This window comes from Flagellimonas alginilytica, from assembly GCF_042134605.1.
Lineage (GTDB): Bacteria > Bacteroidota > Bacteroidia > Flavobacteriales > Flavobacteriaceae > Flagellimonas > Flagellimonas alginolytica.
The window spans coordinates 1,391,218-1,408,352 of record NZ_CP169638.1; the positions used below are offsets into that span (position 1 = coordinate 1,391,218).

Consider the following 17,135-nt stretch of genomic DNA (forward strand, 5'->3'; position numbering starts at 1 on the left):
TTGCTAGCGAATATCTCTTAGTTTTAACTGAAGGCTCACCGTTCCGTTCCATTCATTTTCATCCAACGAAAATACGGCATCAAATGGTTTTATGCTTTTAACTCGTGTCAATTTATTGCCCAAATTAAACCCAATTGCGCCAATGGGATTGGAACCGGGCTGATAGAGACTGCATTTCAAGTGCTTTTCGCCCTGTCCCACCCCTCGGGCATGGCCGGTATCCTTTAAACCTTCTGCCATAAAAACAGGTGCCATGTTACCCGGTCCAAATGGGGCAAATTGCTTTAAGATCCGCATTAGTTTTGGTGTGATTTGATGCATTGAAATTTTTGCATCGATAGAAATTTCGGGCTGCAACAATTTTGGGTCAATTGATTCAGAAACCACTTTTTCAAACTGCTTTTTGAAGAGTTCGTACTGTTCTTCCAATAGGGTAAGTCCTGCTGCATACATATGTCCGCCAAACTGCTCCAAGCAATCTGAACAGCCTTCAAGGGCATTATAAATATCAAACCCCTTGACCGAACGTGCCGAAGCAGCCAATTTGTCCCCACTTTTGGTAAACACCAAAGTGGGCCGATAATAGGTTTCTGTTAATCTAGACGCCACAATACCTATTACTCCCTTATGCCAATTTTCGTTATACACCACCGAAGTGAACTTGTCCTCTTCTTGATTTTCTTGTATTTGCACCAAGGCCTCTTGTGTGATCTCTTGGTCTAAACTCCGTCTTTCGGTATTGAACGATTCAATTTCCGATGCAAAACGTTGTGCTTGCAAAAAATTGGTTTCGGTTAACAACTCTACAGCGTGTTGGCCATGTTTCATCCGTCCTGCGGCATTGATCCGAGGTGCCAAGATGAACACTACATCCGTAATGGTAAGTTCGCGCTTTTTGGTCTGATCGATCAATGCTTTGATTCCGGTTCTCGGGTTTTCGTTGATGACCATTAACCCGTAATAGGCCAGCACCCGGTTCTCTCCCGTTATCGGAACTATGTCCGCGGCAATGGCGGTGGCCACTAAATCCAGGTAGAGCAAAATGTCGTCGATGGTCTTTCCTTGCTGATCGGCCAGAGCCTGAATCAATTTAAAGCCAACGCCGCATCCACAAAGCTCCTTGTAAGGATATGCACAATCCTCTTGTTTTGGGTCCAAAATCGCCACTGCTTCCGGTAAATCTTTCCCCGGTCGGTGATGATCACAAACGATCACGTCAATACCTTTGTCCTTGGCATAGGCAATCTGCTCAATGGCCTTGATGCCGCAATCCAGGGCAATCATAAGGCCAATATCATTGTCGGCGGCAAAATCGATCCCTTTAAACGAAATTCCGTAGCCTTCAGCATAGCGATCGGGAATATAAGTCGCAACATTAGGGTAGGTTTCTTGCAAATAAGAGCTCATCAGGGCTACCGAAGTGGTTCCGTCCACATCGTAATCTCCATAAACCAAAATGTTTTCACCATTGGCAAAAGCTTGCTCAATGCGCTCCACTGCCTTTTGCATGCCCTTCATTAAAAAAGGGTCGTGCAAATGGGTTAACTCTGGTCGAAAAAAGCTTTTGGCTTCCTCATAATTGGTCACTCCTCGTTGGATCAACAATTGGGCAACCAAATCATCAACTCCCAATGCTTCGGAAAGATTATCAATGCTTTTTTGTTCTGGTTTTGGTTTTACGGTCCAGCGCATATTAGGTATTAGTTTGATGTTGGGACGTTGCTTTTAAATCTTTTAACGAGTGAAAATGTAATAAAAATGTGGGCCAGGTAGTATGTAGGTGTAATCAGAAAATCGAACGAATGATAACCCACGAATTCTTTGAATGCAATTATAGTATCCGAAAAAATGATCAGTACAATTCCAAAAATAAAGCTTCTTTTAGCGGCCAGGTCTCCTTTTATCCCCATGGCCGCGCCCAAAGAAAAACAAGAAATGAGCAAATACACCAAAGATGCAATCATTAACGTAACATCTGTAAAAGTGGGATAGAGCACTAAAAAGAAAAATGCCAAATAGATAGTCAAAACAATCGCAGTAAACATTCCTCTTATACGACCGTTCCGCAATGCGTAGAGCAAATACCCCAAGTGGGCCAAAAAAAACAGGGCGATTCCCTTTACGAACATAAGGCTGTCCCCATTCATATGAGATAAAAACCAATCCCCGATTATGGAAAATAAAAAAGCTCCGATTATCCACCAAGCTTCTTTAATGCTAGATTTGTCCACAATACCCATGATGAGGATAATAACAGCCCCCATACCTGCCGTACCGGACTTAAAAACAAAGTTTTCGGTCGTAACCCCCAACATTGCAAGAATCACGGAAACCGCCAACAGAACATATAACCCATTCTTTTTTAGCCACATTTGATTTATATTTTACAAGTAAAAACATGTAGGATTTTGGTGAAAATCCCATTTCGCCAAAAGGAACCAGGGGTTATCGTCCTTTTCTACATTTTAGCTATTGTGATATAAAATTTTGATGTCCAATTTTGCAAACTTCCTGAACATTTCCATTACACCACAGTATTTTTCCACTGATAGGTCTACCGCTTTTTTCAGCTTTTCCTCGTTAAGGTCAGAGCCGGTAAAATGATACTCTATTACAACGGAATCGTAATATTTTGGATGCTCATCGGTAAGGTTTGCAATGGTCTCTATCTTGAACTCCTTTACATCCAGTTTCATTTTTTTGATGAGGGATGCCACGTCCAGGCCCGAACAACCTGCCAGTGAAGATAGCATCAATGCCTTGGGGCGCAATCCTTCTCCAAATCCACCGCTTTCCGGTCCTGCATCGATTTTTATGGTCTCCCCGGATGGGTTATTGCTTTCAAAAGCCATTTCACCAAGCCATTTGGTGGTAATGTGATTTGTCATGAATATAAATTTTTGTTTCTTGTAGAAATCAAAAATACAACTTAAAATCTCATCGATGGCCTTAGTAAATCCTCTATCCCCCGATCATGACTTGGAAACCAAACAACTGGCGGAGTTCTTTAACGAAACACTTGGGTTTTGCCCGAATTCCGTTTTAACCATGCAGCACAGGCCCGCTATTTCCAAGGCGTTTATCAACCTTAACAAAGCGGTTATGGCCAACGAGGGAAAGGTAACCTCTGCCCTTAAACGAATGATTGCCTGGGTAAGCAGCAACGCGACCGGATGCAGATATTGCCAAGCCCACGCCATACGCGCTGCGGAACGTTATGGCGCCGAGCAAGACCAACTTGAAAATATCTGGGAATATAGAACCCATCCTGCTTTTTCGGAAGCGGAAAGAGCCGCTTTGGATTTTGCGCTAGCTGCTTCTCAGGTTCCGAACACCGTAAACGCCGATATAAAAGAAAGACTCCATAAATATTGGAACGATGGCGAGATCGTTGAAATGATGGGTGTAATCTCTCTCTTTGGGTACCTGAACCGTTGGAACGACTCCATGGGCACCAATATTGAGAATGGCGCTGTGGAAAGTGCTGAAAAATACTTAGGCGAAGTAGGCTGGGAAAAGGGCAAGCACGATGGCAGCAAATATTGATATGTATATGATTTCTTGATCTGCATCAACATTTATGTGCTTGATTACCTTAAAATTTGTGGTTTTAAATCAACAACAATTTTTAAGCGTATGGCCAAGTTATTCCTAACACCTGAAAACCAAATTCAACGATTGAACATTGTGCTCAACAATGTGGTGTCCCTACAAGAACTCGATACAGATATGCTAACAAACGTATCGGTTCCGGATACATGGAGCATTATTGAAGTATTGGCACACTTAAATATTGCCTACGGCCCTTACCGAAATCAGTTAGATGAAGCAATTTCCAAAATGACCGATTCAAATGAAGAGCAAAAACCCTTTAGAGCCAGAACTTGGCAAAAAATGATCATTGAAATGCTACGTCCCAAAGGAACCCGAAGAAAATGGAAAATGAAGACCATGAAACGATTTGAACCCTTGTTGGACAGGAAAAATATGGGGAAGGAAAAAGTGGAAGATATTTTTCGTGAATTTTTTGAGCTTCATGGTCACCTGAAGCATTCAATCCTAAAAAGTAGAAATAAAGATATATCCAAAATTAAAATCACTTCAGGGATAGGACCCATTGTAAAGTTCTATCTACCGGAAAGTTTTGAATTTCTGTTGTGCCATTTGGAGCGGCATATGGTACAAATTGATGAAATTTTAAATCAACAGAAAGTCTTGACTCAGTAATTTATAGTGGGAAATTGCCCCAACTGTAATATACCTATTTTTATGGAAACCAAGTGATTCTAAACAATGGAGGTCGAAGCATCCCTTATTTTGAAATCTTTCTTTTCAAATCTTGATTTATCGAAAGATGAAGAACAACATTTTACATCCCTTTGGGCACTGAAGTCATTTGATCAGTATGATATAATTACGGAAGCGGAAAGTATAGAGCGTAACTTTTATATTGTTCTGGAGGGTGTACAAGCAATCTATGTGCTAAATGAAAAAGGCGAAAAAGTGGTTTTGGGGTTTTCCTACGCCGGAAGCCCTTCAGGAGTATTTGATTCCTTTGTAAGAGGAGAGCCCTCTAAAATTTTCTTGGAAGCTTTGAAACCATCTAAATTACTGGCTTTATGCAAACAGGACTATGAAGAGATGTTCAAAAACCACCTCTCTTTTTATAAATGGGGACATCTTTTTTTTCAGGACGTGCTTTTTGGGCGATTGTCCAGAGAGGTGGAGCTTTTAACCCTTACGGCCGAGCAACGCTATGTTGCCTTTATGAAAAGATGCCCAGAAGAATTAAAGGTAATTCCACAAAAGTACCTGGCATCTTACCTCAACATGAAACCCGAGACTTTCAGCCGATTGAGGGCGGCCAATGTAAACTGATTTTTCTTTGCCCATTGAAATACTTCAATAAAGCTATAATATTTGTAAAAATGTAAAGTTTTATTTACTTTTAGACAAAAATACTAGCAAATGAATGTTCAAATACTACCAAACTGGGGCAAACGACTTGGTCTTTTTGTTTTCCTTATTTCATTTCTTTTAGTAGGGGGAGATTCTTTTATGGATGGTTACAAAGGTGCCCCGTCAGGTACACATCATTTTGTAAAAGATTTTCTGGGCAATAGACTTTATTCTTTTTTTGATGTTCTGCCGTTAATCGGTCTTTTGATTTATATGTTCTCAAAGGAAAAAGTTGAAGATGACTTTATAAGATTAATCAGATTACAATCCTATCAGACTACCGTAATTATCTTATTGATTATTGCCTTGGCCATTTATCTATTTGACGTTTATTATGAAGTTAGTTTAGACATGGTTCTATCATTATTCATGATATTGTTTTTGGTCATATTCTACTTTAAAAAACAGGCCCATTCATGAAAAATTTGGTAAAAGTGGAAAGAGCAAGATTGGATATGACCCAAGCCGAACTGGCCAAAGAATTGGGCGTTTCACGACAGACCATCCATGCCATAGAAAAGGATAAATTCAATCCTTCGGTTACCTTGGCATTAAAAATGGGCAGATTGTTCAATCTTCCCGTGGAGGAATTATTTATTATTGATGAGGATTAATCCTTACGTCCGCCTACCACAATCACAAATTCGCCTTTGGGCGTCTTATTGTTAAAGTGCTCCAGTACCTCCGTAACCGTTCCGCGAACGGTCTCTTCGTATAATTTGGTCAATTCCCGGGATACGGAAATGGGTCTGTCTTCTCCAAAATACTCGGCGAAATGGGTCAAGGTTTTAAGGAGCTTATGGGGCGATTCGTAAAAAACCATAGTTCGGGTTTCTTCGGCAAGTTCCAAAAGTCGTGTCTGACGGCCTTTTTTTACAGGCAAAAATCCCTCAAAAACAAATCGGTCATTGGGCAATCCACTGTTCACTAAAGCAGGAACAAAGGCAGTTGCTCCGGGCAAACACTCTACTGCAATACCGTTTTCCACACAAGCACGGGTCAATAAAAATCCTGGATCGGAAATAGCCGGGGTGCCTGCATCGGATATGAGAGCGTAAGTTGTCCCTTCTTTCATTTTTTGTACCAACACATCCACCTGTTTATGCTCGTTGTGCATATGGTGGCTCTGCAACGAGGTGTTGATTTCAAAATGCTTGAGGAGTTTTCCGCTGGTACGGGTATCTTCTGCCAAGACCACATCGACCTCTTTGAGCACTTTAATGGCACGAAAGGTCATATCTTCCAAATTTCCGATCGGTGTAGGAACCAGATATAATTTTCCCATACCCAAAGTTACGGCCTTGAGATTAAATTCAACTTGAAAAAATCAATTTAAGCGAACCGTCTTTCGATAAGAGCCACAAATCGGGCTTCGTACTCTTCCTTACCTTTCCAATTATTGTACTCGGGCTTAACCATATTGTTAATAAAAGCAATCGATCGCTCCTGTGAATCTATGGTGGTGAGTTGGGATAGCACCCGGGTGTAATCCTCCATACTGTTGTTGAACAGATGCTTCACAAATGCCAGCTTATCGTTGAGCCCTACCTGAAAATCTTTTGCCAACCTATCGTTTACGGACTTTGCGGATGGTGCAGAAACTGGACTATCCTCTTGTGGTGCCAGATTTTCCTTGTCGTTCTTCATAAAGTTTGGCTTGGCCACAAACTCCGCGAACACACGTTCCAAATCCGCATTGGAAGGCATTTCGGAAACAATATCCTTAATGGTTTCCATGGATGGGGTGGTTATAATGTCCTCTTGGTGCGGATTGCTCTCGGGAACAGAGGTGTTTCCGCTCAAAACGGCGTTTGCCATTTTCTCGAATCTTGAGGCTATGACGTTCTGGGAAACATCGACTTCAACATCACTCAGTTTTTCATCGATAAACTTCAATACGGCCAATTTCTCATATATTTCTTTAGATCTATCATAAAGTGCCGCAAGATCGGTATCTTCCCTTGCCGTAATTATCTCGGTGGACAATTTGATCAACTCTTCCCTCAATTTCCGTATCATAGCTTTTATTCTTTACTATAAAAATAAAACGATTTTGCAAAAACCCTATCAACAAAAGGTTAAAATCTTATTGAAAACAAGGGTTCAATTTTTTAGTAGCTTTGTGCTCGTCCCATTATAACGGGAAAACAAACAATTTCTTTCAAAAATACGTTATGTTTCTCGAAAACACAGTAAACCATAAAGAACAATTTGGATGGATCGAGGTGATTTGCGGCTCCATGTTTTCGGGAAAAACAGAAGAGCTGATTCGACGTTTAAAACGGGCCCAGTTCGCCAAACAGAAAGTAGAGATCTTTAAACCGATCGTGGACACACGCTACCACGAAGAAAACGTTATTTCTCACGACTCCAACGAAATTAGATCAACTCCTGTGCCTGCCGCTGCCAATATTAGGCTTTTGGCAGACGATTGCGATGTGGTCGGAATCGATGAGGCGCAATTCTTCGATGAGGAAATTGTTACCGTTTGCAACGATTTGGCCAATAGAGGAGTCCGAGTTGTGGTCGCCGGATTGGATATGGACTTTAAAGGAAATCCCTTTGGCCCTATGCCCGCCTTAATGGCGACCGCCGAATACGTCACTAAAGTACACGCCGTTTGCACCCGAACGGGAAATTTGGCCAATTACAGTTTTAGAAAATCCTTAAACGACAACTTGGTGCTCTTGGGCGAAACCGAAGAATATGAACCCTTGAGCAGGGCTGCTTTCTACAAGGCCATGTTGCGCGAAAAAATTAAGGAAATGGATGTAGACACAGAAGAAGTAAGCGCCAAAAACAAAAAATCGGATGAGTAAGGTAGGAGAAACCACCTTGGTTTTGGACCTGTTGGCACTAACGCACAACTACAACGTACTGCGATCCAAAATTGATCCAGATACAAAATTCTTAGGGGTCGTTAAAGCGTTTGCCTATGGGAGCGACATGGTGGCCATTGCACAAAAATTAGAGGAACTAGGTGCCGATTATCTGGCCGTAGCCTACGTAAGTGAGGGTGTTTTACTTCGGAAATCGGGTATAAAACTCCCTATTTTGGTATTGCACCCGTTGGCTTCAAATTTTGATGATTTGATCGCAAATCAATTGGAACCGAGCATCTATTCCATAAACATCCTGAACCAATTTCTGGACAGGGCAAAAGAAAAAAAACAGACGGATTATCCAATCCATATTAAATTCAATACCGGGCTGAACCGTTTAGGCTTTTCTGAAGCAGATGTTGGTTTTATCGTAGAAAAGACCAAAGAGAACGGGTGCATCAAAATTAAGTCTGTTTTTTCTCATTTGGTAGCCTCGGAAGATGTAAACGAACGAGTGTTCAGTTTAAAACAGATCAGCTCTTTCAAAAACATAAGCGATGCCATGACGGAAAAGTTGGGCTATGCCCCCATCCGCCATATGTTGAACACATCGGGAATCATCAATTATCCTGAAGCACAATTTGAGATGGTCCGTAGTGGAATTGGTCTTTATGGCTATGGCAATCAAGCAGAAGTGGATGCACAACTACAACCTGTGGCAACCTTAAAAACCATAATCTCTCAAATTCACGAAATTGGACTCGATCAATCCGTAGGCTATAATCGAGAATTTAAAGCAACCTGTGCGATCAAAAGCGCTACTTTGCCCATAGGGCATGCAGATGGTATTGGCCGTCAGTATGGAAAAGGCAAGGGATTTGTTACCATTAATGGGGAAAAGGCTCCTATAATCGGAAATGTGTGTATGGATATGATCATGGTAGATGTCACGAAAATTGACTGCCAAGAGGGAGATGAAGCCATAATTTTTGGTTCCGAAAAATCTGCTGAACAATTGGCCTCCATGGCCAACACGATTTCTTATGAAATTCTTACCGCTATTTCTCAAAGAGTAAAAAGAGAGGTCTTAAATCAATAATTTGTTTGTGTTTTTAACCAAATGGACGGCTTTTTTGCTTAATTTGTTTCTGTATAACCAATACTTGACTATAAAATGGGATTTTTAAAAGAGTTTAAAGACTTTGCAATGAAAGGAAACCTGGTGGATATCGCCGTTGGTTTCGTTATGGGTGCTGCTTTTAAAGAAGTAGTGTCATCTTTTACCGGAGGAATTGTTTCTCCTTTGATCGGATTATTGTTCAACTCAGATTTCAACGATTTGAAATATGTGATCACTGAAGGCACACCAAATGATGCCGGAGAAATTGTAGGCGAAATTGCCGTATTGTACGGTTCGTTCTTAACCAATGTTATCGATTTTATTATCGTTGCATTTGTAATGTTCCTTATTGTAAAAGGCGTAAACAAAATGAAGAAAAAAGAGGAACCTGCGCCAGAAGCTCCGAAAGGACCGTCCCAAGAGGAACTCTTGGCCGAAATCCGCGATTTGTTGAAAAAATAAAAATCGTTGGTGCTGAAAATAATTCAGCACTCCGCTACACCAGAATAACCTTTAAAAACCATCAATGTGTTTCGCTAATACATTGATGGTTGTTTTATTTATAACGTTTTGTTATTTTTTTATAAATGAGGCTGCATATGCTTGTTTAAACCGCTGACTGAATTACCTTTGCTACAAGAAATAGTTTTAAGATGAAAGTAGCAGTTGTTGGAGCCACCGGAATGGTAGGCGAAGTTATGTTGAAAGTGTTGGAAGAACGTAATTTTCCAATAACCGAATTGTTGTTAGTTGCCTCTGAACGATCTGTAGGCAAAAAACTTACCTATAAAAATGAAGAACACACCGTTATCGGTTTGTCAGATGCTGTAACTGCTCGACCCGATATTGCCATTTTTTCGGCCGGTGGAGACACTTCGCTCGAATGGGCGCCCAAATTTGCAGAAGTCGGAACTACGGTTATCGATAACTCCTCAGCTTGGCGTATGGACCCCACCAAAAAATTGGTGGTGCCAGAAATCAATGCCAGTGAATTGACCGCAGACGACAAAATCATAGCAAATCCCAACTGTTCCACCATTCAAATGGTGCTGGCTTTAGACCCTTTGCACAAAAAATACCAGATGAAACGTGTCGTAGTTTCCACCTATCAATCCGTTTCGGGAACAGGGGTCAAAGCTGTGGAACAAATGGAAAACGAAGCTGCGGGCATCGAAGGGGAAATGGCCTATCCTTACCCCATCAACCGAAACGCCTTGCCCCATTGCGACGTTTTCTTGGAAAACGGGTATACCAAAGAAGAAATGAAACTGGCTCGAGAGCCTCAAAAAATATTGGACGACCGCACCTTTTCCGTTACGGCGACTGCTGTACGTATTCCAACCGCTGGCGGGCACTCCGAATCCGTAAATGTAGAGTTTCACAACGACTTTGATTTGGCCGAAGTTCGAAAGCTCCTCAGTGAAACCCCCGGTATCGTAGTGCAGGACAATCCAGAAACAAACACTTACCCCATGCCTGTTTTTGCCAACGGCAAGGACGATGTTTTTGTTGGTAGAATTAGAAGGGACGAGACACAACCCAACACATTGAACATGTGGATCGTGGCGGACAACCTAAGAAAAGGGGCTGCAACCAATGCAGTACAGATTGCGGAGTATTTGGTAAAGAACAATCTGGTTTCGAATACTTCCGAACTAATTTCATAAATTTCGTTAAAGCATCGATTTCAGCCAATTGGTTTATGTCTTTTGTGGTATTTTTATCAGAATCAATCCGATAAAACATGAAAAACATTAGTCTGTTGGCTGCTTTGGTTTTGTTTGCAGCCTGCCAAGAAACTACAAAACAAAGAGAACCTATTACCGTGACCTACCCCACTACCAAAAAAGTTGATACCGTAGATAATTACTTCGGTACAGAAGTTCCCGACCCATATCGTTGGTTGGAGGATGATCGCAGCGAAGAAACCGAAGCATGGGTAAAACAGCAAAATGCCACGACTTTTGGTTATTTGGATAAAATTCCATTCCGCAAGGATCTTAAAAACCGACTGGAAAAACTTTGGAACTACGAAAAAGTAGGCTCCCCATTCAAAGAAGGAGATTATACCTATTACTACAAAAACAACGGTCTACAGAACCAATATGTGGTTTACCGTAAAAAAGACGATGGTAAAGAAGAGGTCTTTTTGGACCCTAACACTTTTTCCGAGGATGGTACTACATCTTTAATGGGCCTAAGTTTTACCAAAGACGGTTCTAAAGCCGCCTACCTTATTTCCGAAGGAGGGAGCGATTGGCGCAAGGGCATTGTGATCAATGCCGAATCCATGGAAATCGTTGAAGACACTTTGGTTGATATCAAGTTCAGTGGAATTTCGTGGAAAGGAAACGATGGTTTCTTTTACTCCAGCTACGACAAACCCGAAGGAAGCGAGCTTTCGGCAAAAACAGACCAACACAAATTGTATTACCACAAATTGGGAACACCACAGTCTGAAGATAAGATCATATTTGGTGGAACTGATGAGGAAAAACACCGTTACGTAGGCGGTAATGTTTCGGAAGATCAGAAGTATTTGTTCATTTCCGCTTCGGTGTCCACATCGGGCAACAAATTGTTTATGATGGACCTCTCCCAAGATAATCCTGAACTAGTGACTATTTTGGACGACACTGATTCCGATACCTACGTAATCGAAAACGAAGGGTCAAAACTCTATTTGGTAACCAACCGTGAGGCTCCCAACAAAAAGGTGGTCGTTGTAGATGCATCCAACCCTACTCCCGATAATTGGAAAGACCTTATCCCAGAAACAGAAAATGTTTTGACCGCAGGAACCGGAGGAGGATATTTCTTTACCGAATACATGGTAGACGCCATTTCCAAAGTACTCCAATACGATTATGATGGAAAATTAATCCGAGAAGTCGAACTTCCCGGCGTAGGAAGCGCAGGTGGGTTTGGCGGCAAAAAGGAGGACAAGGAATTCTATTTCTCCTTTACCAATTACAATACACCTGGATCCACTTACAAATACAATGTGGAAACTGGGGAGTACGAGCAATATTGGAAGCCTCAGATTGATTTTGATCCGGACAACTACGAATCAAAACAAGTTTTCTACAACTCCAAGGACGGCACTAAAGTGCCTATGATCATTACCTATAAAAAAGGAACGGAACTTAACGGAAAAAACCCGACCATCCTTTACGGTTATGGCGGATTTAATGTGAGCCTAACACCTTCTTTCAGCATAGTAAATGCTGTTTGGATGGAGCAAGGCGGCGTGTATGCTGTTCCCAACCTAAGAGGAGGTGGGGAGTACGGCAAAAAATGGCACGATGCGGGCACCAAGCTTCAAAAACAGAATGTGTTCGACGACTTCATCGCCGCTGCCGAATATTTGATCGAAAACAAATACACCTCAAAAGAATATTTGGCCATCCGTGGAGGATCTAATGGTGGTCTTTTGGTGGGTGCAACCATGACCCAGCGCCCCGATCTAATGCAAGTGGCTTTGCCTGCCGTAGGTGTAATGGACATGTTACGCTATCACACGTTTACTGCTGGTGCAGGATGGGCCTACGATTATGGAACTTCCGAGGATAACGAAGAAATGTTCAACTACATTAAAGGATATTCTCCCGTGCACAACGTAAAAGAAGGTACTGCCTACCCAGCTACTTTGGTCACTACAGGAGATCACGATGATCGCGTGGTTCCAGCGCACAGTTTTAAATTTGCTGCCGAATTACAGGAAAAACAAGCCGGAGACCAACCTACTTTGATCCGAATCGAGACCAATGCAGGACATGGAGCGGGCACCCCGGTAAGCAAGACCATTGAACAGTATGCCGATATCTTCGGGTTTACGCTGTTCAATATGGGATTTGATGAATTGCCCAACCAAGCAGTGCTCAAAGAGTTTAAAGATTGACATATTATAGGCTGTTCAGAAAGTAACTTGAAACGTCATTCTGAATTTATTTCAGAATCTTATACATTAAAAACAACATAATGTGAGAACCTGAAACAAGTTCAGGTTGACAAACATAGCTTCTGAACAGCTTTTTACACGTTTATGCTAAAAGTTCAAATAAATTCTTTCGGTTATAAAAACCGGGCCATTTTAAAGGATATTGCTTTTGACGTTGCTCCAGGGGAGCATGTGGCCTTAATGGGCGAAAGCGGCTCTGGAAAAAGCACCTTGCTGAAAATCATCTACGGGCTGCTCAATGTAGAAGAAGGCTCTGTTTTTTGGGGCGAAAAAGAAGCTCTTGGACCCAATTTTAATCTGGTTCCCGGAGAGCCATACATGAAATATTTGGCCCAGGATTTTGATTTGATGCCATTCATCTCCGTAGAAGAAAATATAGGTCAGTTCCTTTCTGTTTTTGAGCGAGAAACACACGAGGAAAGAATCAATGAATTGTTGGAGCTTATCGAAATGAAGCCTTATGCCAAGACCAAAGTAAAATTTCTCAGTGGAGGCCAACAGCAGCGTGTGGCACTTGCCCGGGTATTGGCGCAAGAACCAGAAGTCTTGCTTTTGGACGAACCTTTTGGCCATATCGATAACTTTAAGCGCAGTTCCCTTAGGAGAAATCTTTTTTTATACCTAAAAAAACAAGGCATTACCGTACTTACGGCAAGCCACGACCCCAGTGATGTACTTCCCTTCGCTGAGCGCACCCTTATCTTGGAAAACGGTACAATAATCGCCAATGAAAACACCAAAGACCTGTACAACAATCCACCCAATTATTACACGGCCTCTTTGTTCGGACAAGTGAACCAAGTGCCCATGAAGTTATTGAAATCCTATTCCGAAATCGATAAATCGGTGTTGGTCTATCCACACGAATTCAAGTTTTCCGATTCTTCGGGCCTACAAGTGGAGGTAAGACAAAGTTTTTTTAGTGGCGGCCATTACCTGAATGAAGGTACCGCTATTGACGGAACCATCATTTTCTTCAACTCCGAGAAAAAACAGGAGGAAGGAACAACCATTTTTCTTAATGTATCTTTGAAGACCATTAACAAAAGGCTTCAGGTTGGACAAAAAACAAATTCATAGGGAACTACAGTTCAAGGCCATGCGAAGCAGTGGTGCCGGCGGGCAACACGTAAACAAAGTTTCTTCGAAAGTGGAACTCACTTTTAATATTTCTACTTCGCAAGGACTATCCGATAGGGAAAAACAACGGATACTTCTTAAACTACAATCCCGACTTACCCAAGATAGCGCTTTAATTTTGCAATGCGACGAAGCTCGCAGTCAGCACCGCAACAAAGACCTCGTAGTCAAACGTTTTTTCGACATGCTAAAAAATGCATTGATAATCCCTAAAAAGCGAAAAGCGACCAAACCCACCAAAACTTCTAAAGAAAAACGGTTAAAGTCCAAAAAGAAAACCGCAGAGAAAAAGATATCCCGTAAGCGTCCCGATTTGGGAAACTGATAATTTTTCAGTTATTAACTCACAGAATTACCAACCCTTCAAAAAAAATATCTGTGATAAATTGATATCATATCCATTTAATTTCCTCAATACAAATGCTTAAATTTCAAGCATATTAAACTAATTCATAAAATGATTTCTAAAACTAAAAACTTAAAAACACTGCTGTACACCACAGTTGTGTTTTTGTTCTGTGCTGCATTTTCCATAGCCCAGAATGTTCCCAAACCAGAAGATGTATTTGGATTTAAAGTAGGTGCTGACTACAAGCTAGCCGATTATTCACAGATCGAAGATTACTTGATCAAGCTGGACAATGCTTCTAGCCGGGTAAAAAAAATTGAGATTGGCGAAACTGTTTTAGGTCGCAAAATGTACCTATTATTTGTTTCCACTGAAGAAAACTTGGCACAGTTGGATAAATGGAAGGATATCAGCACCAAATTGGCACGTGTGCAAGTGGGCGAACAAGAAGCCGTAAAACTATCTGAAGAAGGAAAAGCCATTGTTTGGGTGGATGGCGGTATGCACTCCACTGAGCTAGCTCACGGACAAATGACTTCCGAATTGGCATACACTTTGGCAACTTCTGAATCTGCTGAAATTCGGAAAATACGGGAAAATGTAATTACTCTTATTATGCCCGTAATGAATCCTGACGGTCTGGACATTGTTGTGGACTGGTACCGCAAAAATTTAGGAACACCTTACGAAACATCTCGCCCCCCGATTCTTTACCACTATTATATGGGGCACGACAATAACCGTGATTGGTTCATGAACAATATGCCCGAAACCTACAATGTCACCAAAATACTGTACAACGAATGGTATCCGCAGATTGTTTATAATCACCATCAGACTTCACCATCCTGGACCAAGATCTCATTGCCACCATATGCCGATCCGGTAAATCCAAGGATACATCCGGCAATTACCGCTGGGGTTAGCGAAGTTGGCTCAGCAATGACCAAACGCTTTTCGCTGGAAAATATGCCCGGCGCCATTGCGGACAATTTTTACACCATGTTCTGGAACGGTGGTGGTCGTACCGTGCCCTATTATCATAATATGATCGGTATTTTGACCGAAACAGGGCATGCCTCCCCCACACCACGATATTACGACCCTGAGAAATTGCCCAAGACCGTAGCCGGAGGAACACCTACCGATGGCACCGACATTATGTACCCAGACCCATGGAAAGGTGGGGAGTCCCATTTTAGGGATGCTGTTGATTATATGTTGACCGCAACATGGGCCACTCTGGACCTTGCTGCCGACCGTAAGAGCAACTACCTGTACAACATCTACAAAATGGGTAAATCTTCTGTGGATAAAGGCAAAACAGAAGGTCTGTATGCTTACATTATCGGTAAAGAACAATGGGATTCCTTTGAGGCCGTAAATTTGGTAAATGTTTTGCTCAGAGGCGGAATCGAAGTCCAAAGAGCCACCAAGGATTTTACGGTGAACGGCGTAGAATACGAAAAAGGTTCTTACGTAATTTATACCGCACAGGCGTTTAGACCGTACTTGCTAGACCTCATGGAAAAGCAAAACTACCCCACCCGCTTTCAATATCCGGGCGGTCCTCCGGACACCCCTTATGATTTGGCAGGATGGACATTGCCCATGCAAATGGGAATTGAGGTCGCTAAAATAGAAAAGCCTTTTAAAGCACCTACCGAAAAAGTATCGGGCTTGGTTAACTATTACGAAGGCACCTTAAACCGAAATGGTTCCTTCGGATATGCACTTAACGTAAACACCAATGCCTCCGTAATCGCAACAAACAAAATACTAAAGGCGGGAGGTACGGCACACAAGAGCATGACCGAGTTCAAGGCGGGCAAGAAAACCTTTCCGGCAGGATCCTACATTGTTTCTGGAGATAAGGAGTTGCTGGAATCACTAGCAGATGAATTCGGATTGGAATTCACTGGACTGTCCGCAAAACCAGAAGTACAACTCAAAAAAATCCATTTGCCCAAAGTAGGTTTGTACAAGTCTTGGGTGGCCAATATGGATGAAGGTTGGACACGCTTTATCATGGACGAATATGAGTTTGATATGGATACCTTGCACGATGCCGACATAAAAACCAAGGATTTATCGCAGTATGATGCCATTATTATCCCATCGCAAAGAGCAAGCTCCATTTTGCACGGACACAATACAATGAGCATGCCCGAGAAATTCACGGGAGGAATTGGGCTTAAAGGAACATTGGCGTTGAGCAACTATGTGGAGGAAGGCGGAACCTTGATTGCTTTTGATGCCGCCAGTGATTTTGTGATAGAACAATTTGGTTTGCCATTGCGCGATGCCGTAAAAGGCGCCGACAACAACGATTTCTTTATTCCCGGCTCCTTGATCAAGGCCGGAGTGGATACTTCTCATCCGTTGGCCTTCGGTATGAAGGACACAGTTGCCGTTTCCTTTAACAGGAGCAGGGCCTTTACCATAAACAAACAGAGAAAAACGGGCGAAGGCGGAAAAGAGGACATTAAAGATGCCCCTGCCCCAGAAGTCGAGGTTATTGTAAACTATGCTGCAAAAGATCTGTTGATGAGCGGTTGGGCCATGGGCGAAGATCGCTATATAGCAAAAAAGCCGGCAATGGTAAAAGCCAAGTACGGAAAAGGTGCGGCCATCTTGTTTGCCTTCCGTCCGCAATTTAGGGCACAGCCACGCGGCACTTACAAATTGATTTTTAATGCGATTTATGAAGGTGCTTCAGAGTAAAAAAGCATCTTAATGTATAAAGGAAAACCGCATCAAATTGATGCGGTTTTTTTTCACCGC

At 42.1% G+C, this 17,135-nt stretch carries 18 protein-coding genes; 13 read left to right on the top strand and 5 right to left on the bottom strand.

Annotated elements, in window-relative coordinates; genetic code table 11:
* Positions 1-3 precede the first annotated feature (3 nt).
* The 3 genes from recJ to ABTP35_RS06155 form a co-directional block, all read right to left on the bottom strand.
* Positions 4-1,692 carry a single-stranded-DNA-specific exonuclease RecJ gene (gene recJ / locus ABTP35_RS06145; RefSeq protein ID WP_293298270.1) on the bottom strand — a complete coding sequence of 563 codons (1,689 nt, stop codon included), beginning with the start codon at positions 1,690-1,692 and terminating at the stop codon, positions 4-6.
* An 8-nt stretch (positions 1,693-1,700) separates the two neighbouring features.
* Positions 1,701-2,372, bottom strand: a complete 672-nt coding sequence (locus tag ABTP35_RS06150) for a lysoplasmalogenase (RefSeq protein WP_224836055.1) — start codon at positions 2,370-2,372, stop codon at positions 1,701-1,703.
* A 93-nt stretch (positions 2,373-2,465) separates the two neighbouring features.
* The gene (locus ABTP35_RS06155) at positions 2,466-2,888 is read right to left on the bottom strand and encodes an OsmC family protein (RefSeq protein ID WP_293298267.1); all 423 of its coding nucleotides are present in this window, start codon (positions 2,886-2,888) and stop codon (positions 2,466-2,468) included.
* A gap of 55 nt (positions 2,889-2,943) precedes the next feature.
* Between ABTP35_RS06155 and ABTP35_RS06160 the strand changes: the two genes are divergently transcribed.
* The 5 genes from ABTP35_RS06160 to ABTP35_RS06180 all read left to right on the top strand — a co-directional run bounded on the left by ABTP35_RS06160 (position 2,944) and on the right by ABTP35_RS06180 (position 5,573).
* Positions 2,944-3,546: a carboxymuconolactone decarboxylase family protein gene (locus ABTP35_RS06160; protein WP_224836053.1), complete on the top strand. Its 603-nt coding sequence runs from the start codon at positions 2,944-2,946 to the stop codon at positions 3,544-3,546.
* A gap of 90 nt (positions 3,547-3,636) precedes the next feature.
* Positions 3,637-4,227 carry a DinB family protein gene (locus ABTP35_RS06165; protein WP_293298263.1) on the top strand — a complete coding sequence of 197 codons (591 nt, stop codon included), beginning with the start codon at positions 3,637-3,639 and terminating at the stop codon, positions 4,225-4,227.
* 66 nt (positions 4,228-4,293) lie between these two features.
* Positions 4,294-4,878: a Crp/Fnr family transcriptional regulator gene (locus ABTP35_RS06170; protein WP_293298260.1), complete on the top strand. Its 585-nt coding sequence runs from the start codon at positions 4,294-4,296 to the stop codon at positions 4,876-4,878.
* A 90-nt stretch (positions 4,879-4,968) separates the two neighbouring features.
* The gene (locus ABTP35_RS06175) at positions 4,969-5,379 is read left to right on the top strand and encodes a hypothetical protein (protein WP_293298257.1); all 411 of its coding nucleotides are present in this window, start codon (positions 4,969-4,971) and stop codon (positions 5,377-5,379) included.
* Positions 5,376-5,573 (top strand): helix-turn-helix transcriptional regulator, encoded by a 198-nt coding sequence (locus tag ABTP35_RS06180; RefSeq protein WP_207030963.1) that lies wholly within the window; start codon positions 5,376-5,378, stop codon positions 5,571-5,573. Before ABTP35_RS06175 ends, ABTP35_RS06180 begins: the two co-directional genes overlap by 4 nt.
* On the opposite strand, the gene rsmI is transcribed toward ABTP35_RS06180, so the two are convergent.
* Both rsmI and ABTP35_RS06190 read right to left on the bottom strand, forming a co-directional pair.
* Positions 5,570-6,244: a 16S rRNA (cytidine(1402)-2'-O)-methyltransferase gene (gene rsmI, locus ABTP35_RS06185; RefSeq protein WP_252080937.1), complete on the bottom strand. Its 675-nt coding sequence runs from the start codon at positions 6,242-6,244 to the stop codon at positions 5,570-5,572. The genes ABTP35_RS06180 and rsmI overlap by 4 nt on opposite strands.
* A gap of 47 nt (positions 6,245-6,291) precedes the next feature.
* Positions 6,292-6,978 (bottom strand): hypothetical protein, encoded by a 687-nt coding sequence (locus ABTP35_RS06190; RefSeq protein ID WP_252080939.1) that lies wholly within the window; start codon positions 6,976-6,978, stop codon positions 6,292-6,294.
* Positions 6,979-7,133: 155 nt separating this feature from the next.
* Here ABTP35_RS06190 and ABTP35_RS06195 point away from each other — a divergent pair, with 155 nt between their 5' ends.
* The 8 genes from ABTP35_RS06195 to ABTP35_RS06230 all read left to right on the top strand — a co-directional run bounded on the left by ABTP35_RS06195 (position 7,134) and on the right by ABTP35_RS06230 (position 17,075).
* Positions 7,134-7,778, top strand: a complete 645-nt coding sequence (locus ABTP35_RS06195) for a thymidine kinase (protein WP_224836048.1) — start codon at positions 7,134-7,136, stop codon at positions 7,776-7,778.
* Positions 7,771-8,880 carry an alanine racemase gene (gene alr, locus ABTP35_RS06200; RefSeq protein ID WP_293298247.1) on the top strand — a complete coding sequence of 370 codons (1,110 nt, stop codon included), beginning with the start codon at positions 7,771-7,773 and terminating at the stop codon, positions 8,878-8,880. The genes ABTP35_RS06195 and alr overlap by 8 nt, the downstream gene beginning before the upstream one ends.
* Positions 8,881-8,955: 75 nt before the next feature.
* The gene (mscL, locus tag ABTP35_RS06205) at positions 8,956-9,363 is read left to right on the top strand and encodes a large-conductance mechanosensitive channel protein MscL (RefSeq protein ID WP_224836046.1); all 408 of its coding nucleotides are present in this window, start codon (positions 8,956-8,958) and stop codon (positions 9,361-9,363) included.
* A gap of 191 nt (positions 9,364-9,554) precedes the next feature.
* Complete coding sequence (locus ABTP35_RS06210) at positions 9,555-10,568, top strand: aspartate-semialdehyde dehydrogenase (protein ID WP_224836045.1); 1,014 nt, start codon at positions 9,555-9,557, stop codon at positions 10,566-10,568.
* Between the two features lie 77 nt (positions 10,569-10,645).
* Positions 10,646-12,802 carry a prolyl oligopeptidase family serine peptidase gene (locus ABTP35_RS06215; protein WP_293298242.1) on the top strand — a complete coding sequence of 719 codons (2,157 nt, stop codon included), beginning with the start codon at positions 10,646-10,648 and terminating at the stop codon, positions 12,800-12,802.
* 144 nt (positions 12,803-12,946) lie between these two features.
* Positions 12,947-13,942: an ABC transporter ATP-binding protein gene (locus ABTP35_RS06220; protein WP_293298240.1), complete on the top strand. Its 996-nt coding sequence runs from the start codon at positions 12,947-12,949 to the stop codon at positions 13,940-13,942.
* Positions 13,920-14,327, top strand: coding sequence for an alternative ribosome rescue aminoacyl-tRNA hydrolase ArfB (gene arfB / locus ABTP35_RS06225; RefSeq protein ID WP_293298237.1), 408 nt, complete (start codon positions 13,920-13,922; stop codon positions 14,325-14,327). The genes ABTP35_RS06220 and arfB overlap by 23 nt, the downstream gene beginning before the upstream one ends.
* Before the next feature lie 132 nt (positions 14,328-14,459).
* Positions 14,460-17,075, top strand: a complete 2,616-nt coding sequence (locus tag ABTP35_RS06230; protein ID WP_293298235.1) for a M14 metallopeptidase family protein — start codon at positions 14,460-14,462, stop codon at positions 17,073-17,075.
* The last annotated feature ends 60 nt before the right edge of the window (positions 17,076-17,135 follow it).

Excerpts from the sequence above, each read along its gene's own strand:
- alr (WP_293298247.1), top strand. The coding sequence starts at position 7,771 with ATGAGTAAGGTAGGAGAAACCACCTTGGTTTTGGACCTGTTGGCACTA.
- mscL (WP_224836046.1), top strand. The coding sequence starts at position 8,956 with ATGGGATTTTTAAAAGAGTTTAAAGACTTTGCAATGAAAGGAAACCTG.
- ABTP35_RS06160 (WP_224836053.1), top strand. The coding sequence starts at position 2,944 with ATGGCCTTAGTAAATCCTCTATCCCCCGATCATGACTTGGAAACCAAA.
- ABTP35_RS06175 (WP_293298257.1), top strand. The coding sequence starts at position 4,969 with ATGAATGTTCAAATACTACCAAACTGGGGCAAACGACTTGGTCTTTTT.
- ABTP35_RS06180 (WP_207030963.1), top strand. The coding sequence starts at position 5,376 with ATGAAAAATTTGGTAAAAGTGGAAAGAGCAAGATTGGATATGACCCAA.
- ABTP35_RS06150 (WP_224836055.1), bottom strand. The coding sequence starts at position 2,372 with ATGTGGCTAAAAAAGAATGGGTTATATGTTCTGTTGGCGGTTTCCGTG.
- ABTP35_RS06170 (WP_293298260.1), top strand. The coding sequence starts at position 4,294 with ATGGAGGTCGAAGCATCCCTTATTTTGAAATCTTTCTTTTCAAATCTT.
- ABTP35_RS06165 (WP_293298263.1), top strand. The coding sequence starts at position 3,637 with ATGGCCAAGTTATTCCTAACACCTGAAAACCAAATTCAACGATTGAAC.
- ABTP35_RS06195 (WP_224836048.1), top strand. The coding sequence starts at position 7,134 with ATGTTTCTCGAAAACACAGTAAACCATAAAGAACAATTTGGATGGATC.
- ABTP35_RS06155 (WP_293298267.1), bottom strand. The coding sequence starts at position 2,888 with ATGACAAATCACATTACCACCAAATGGCTTGGTGAAATGGCTTTTGAA.
- ABTP35_RS06215 (WP_293298242.1), top strand. The coding sequence starts at position 10,646 with ATGAAAAACATTAGTCTGTTGGCTGCTTTGGTTTTGTTTGCAGCCTGC.
- ABTP35_RS06210 (WP_224836045.1), top strand. The coding sequence starts at position 9,555 with ATGAAAGTAGCAGTTGTTGGAGCCACCGGAATGGTAGGCGAAGTTATG.
- ABTP35_RS06190 (WP_252080939.1), bottom strand. The coding sequence starts at position 6,978 with ATGATACGGAAATTGAGGGAAGAGTTGATCAAATTGTCCACCGAGATA.
- ABTP35_RS06230 (WP_293298235.1), top strand. The coding sequence starts at position 14,460 with ATGATTTCTAAAACTAAAAACTTAAAAACACTGCTGTACACCACAGTT.
- ABTP35_RS06220 (WP_293298240.1), top strand. The coding sequence starts at position 12,947 with ATGCTAAAAGTTCAAATAAATTCTTTCGGTTATAAAAACCGGGCCATT.
- rsmI (WP_252080937.1), bottom strand. The coding sequence starts at position 6,244 with ATGGGAAAATTATATCTGGTTCCTACACCGATCGGAAATTTGGAAGAT.
- recJ (WP_293298270.1), bottom strand. The coding sequence starts at position 1,692 with ATGCGCTGGACCGTAAAACCAAAACCAGAACAAAAAAGCATTGATAAT.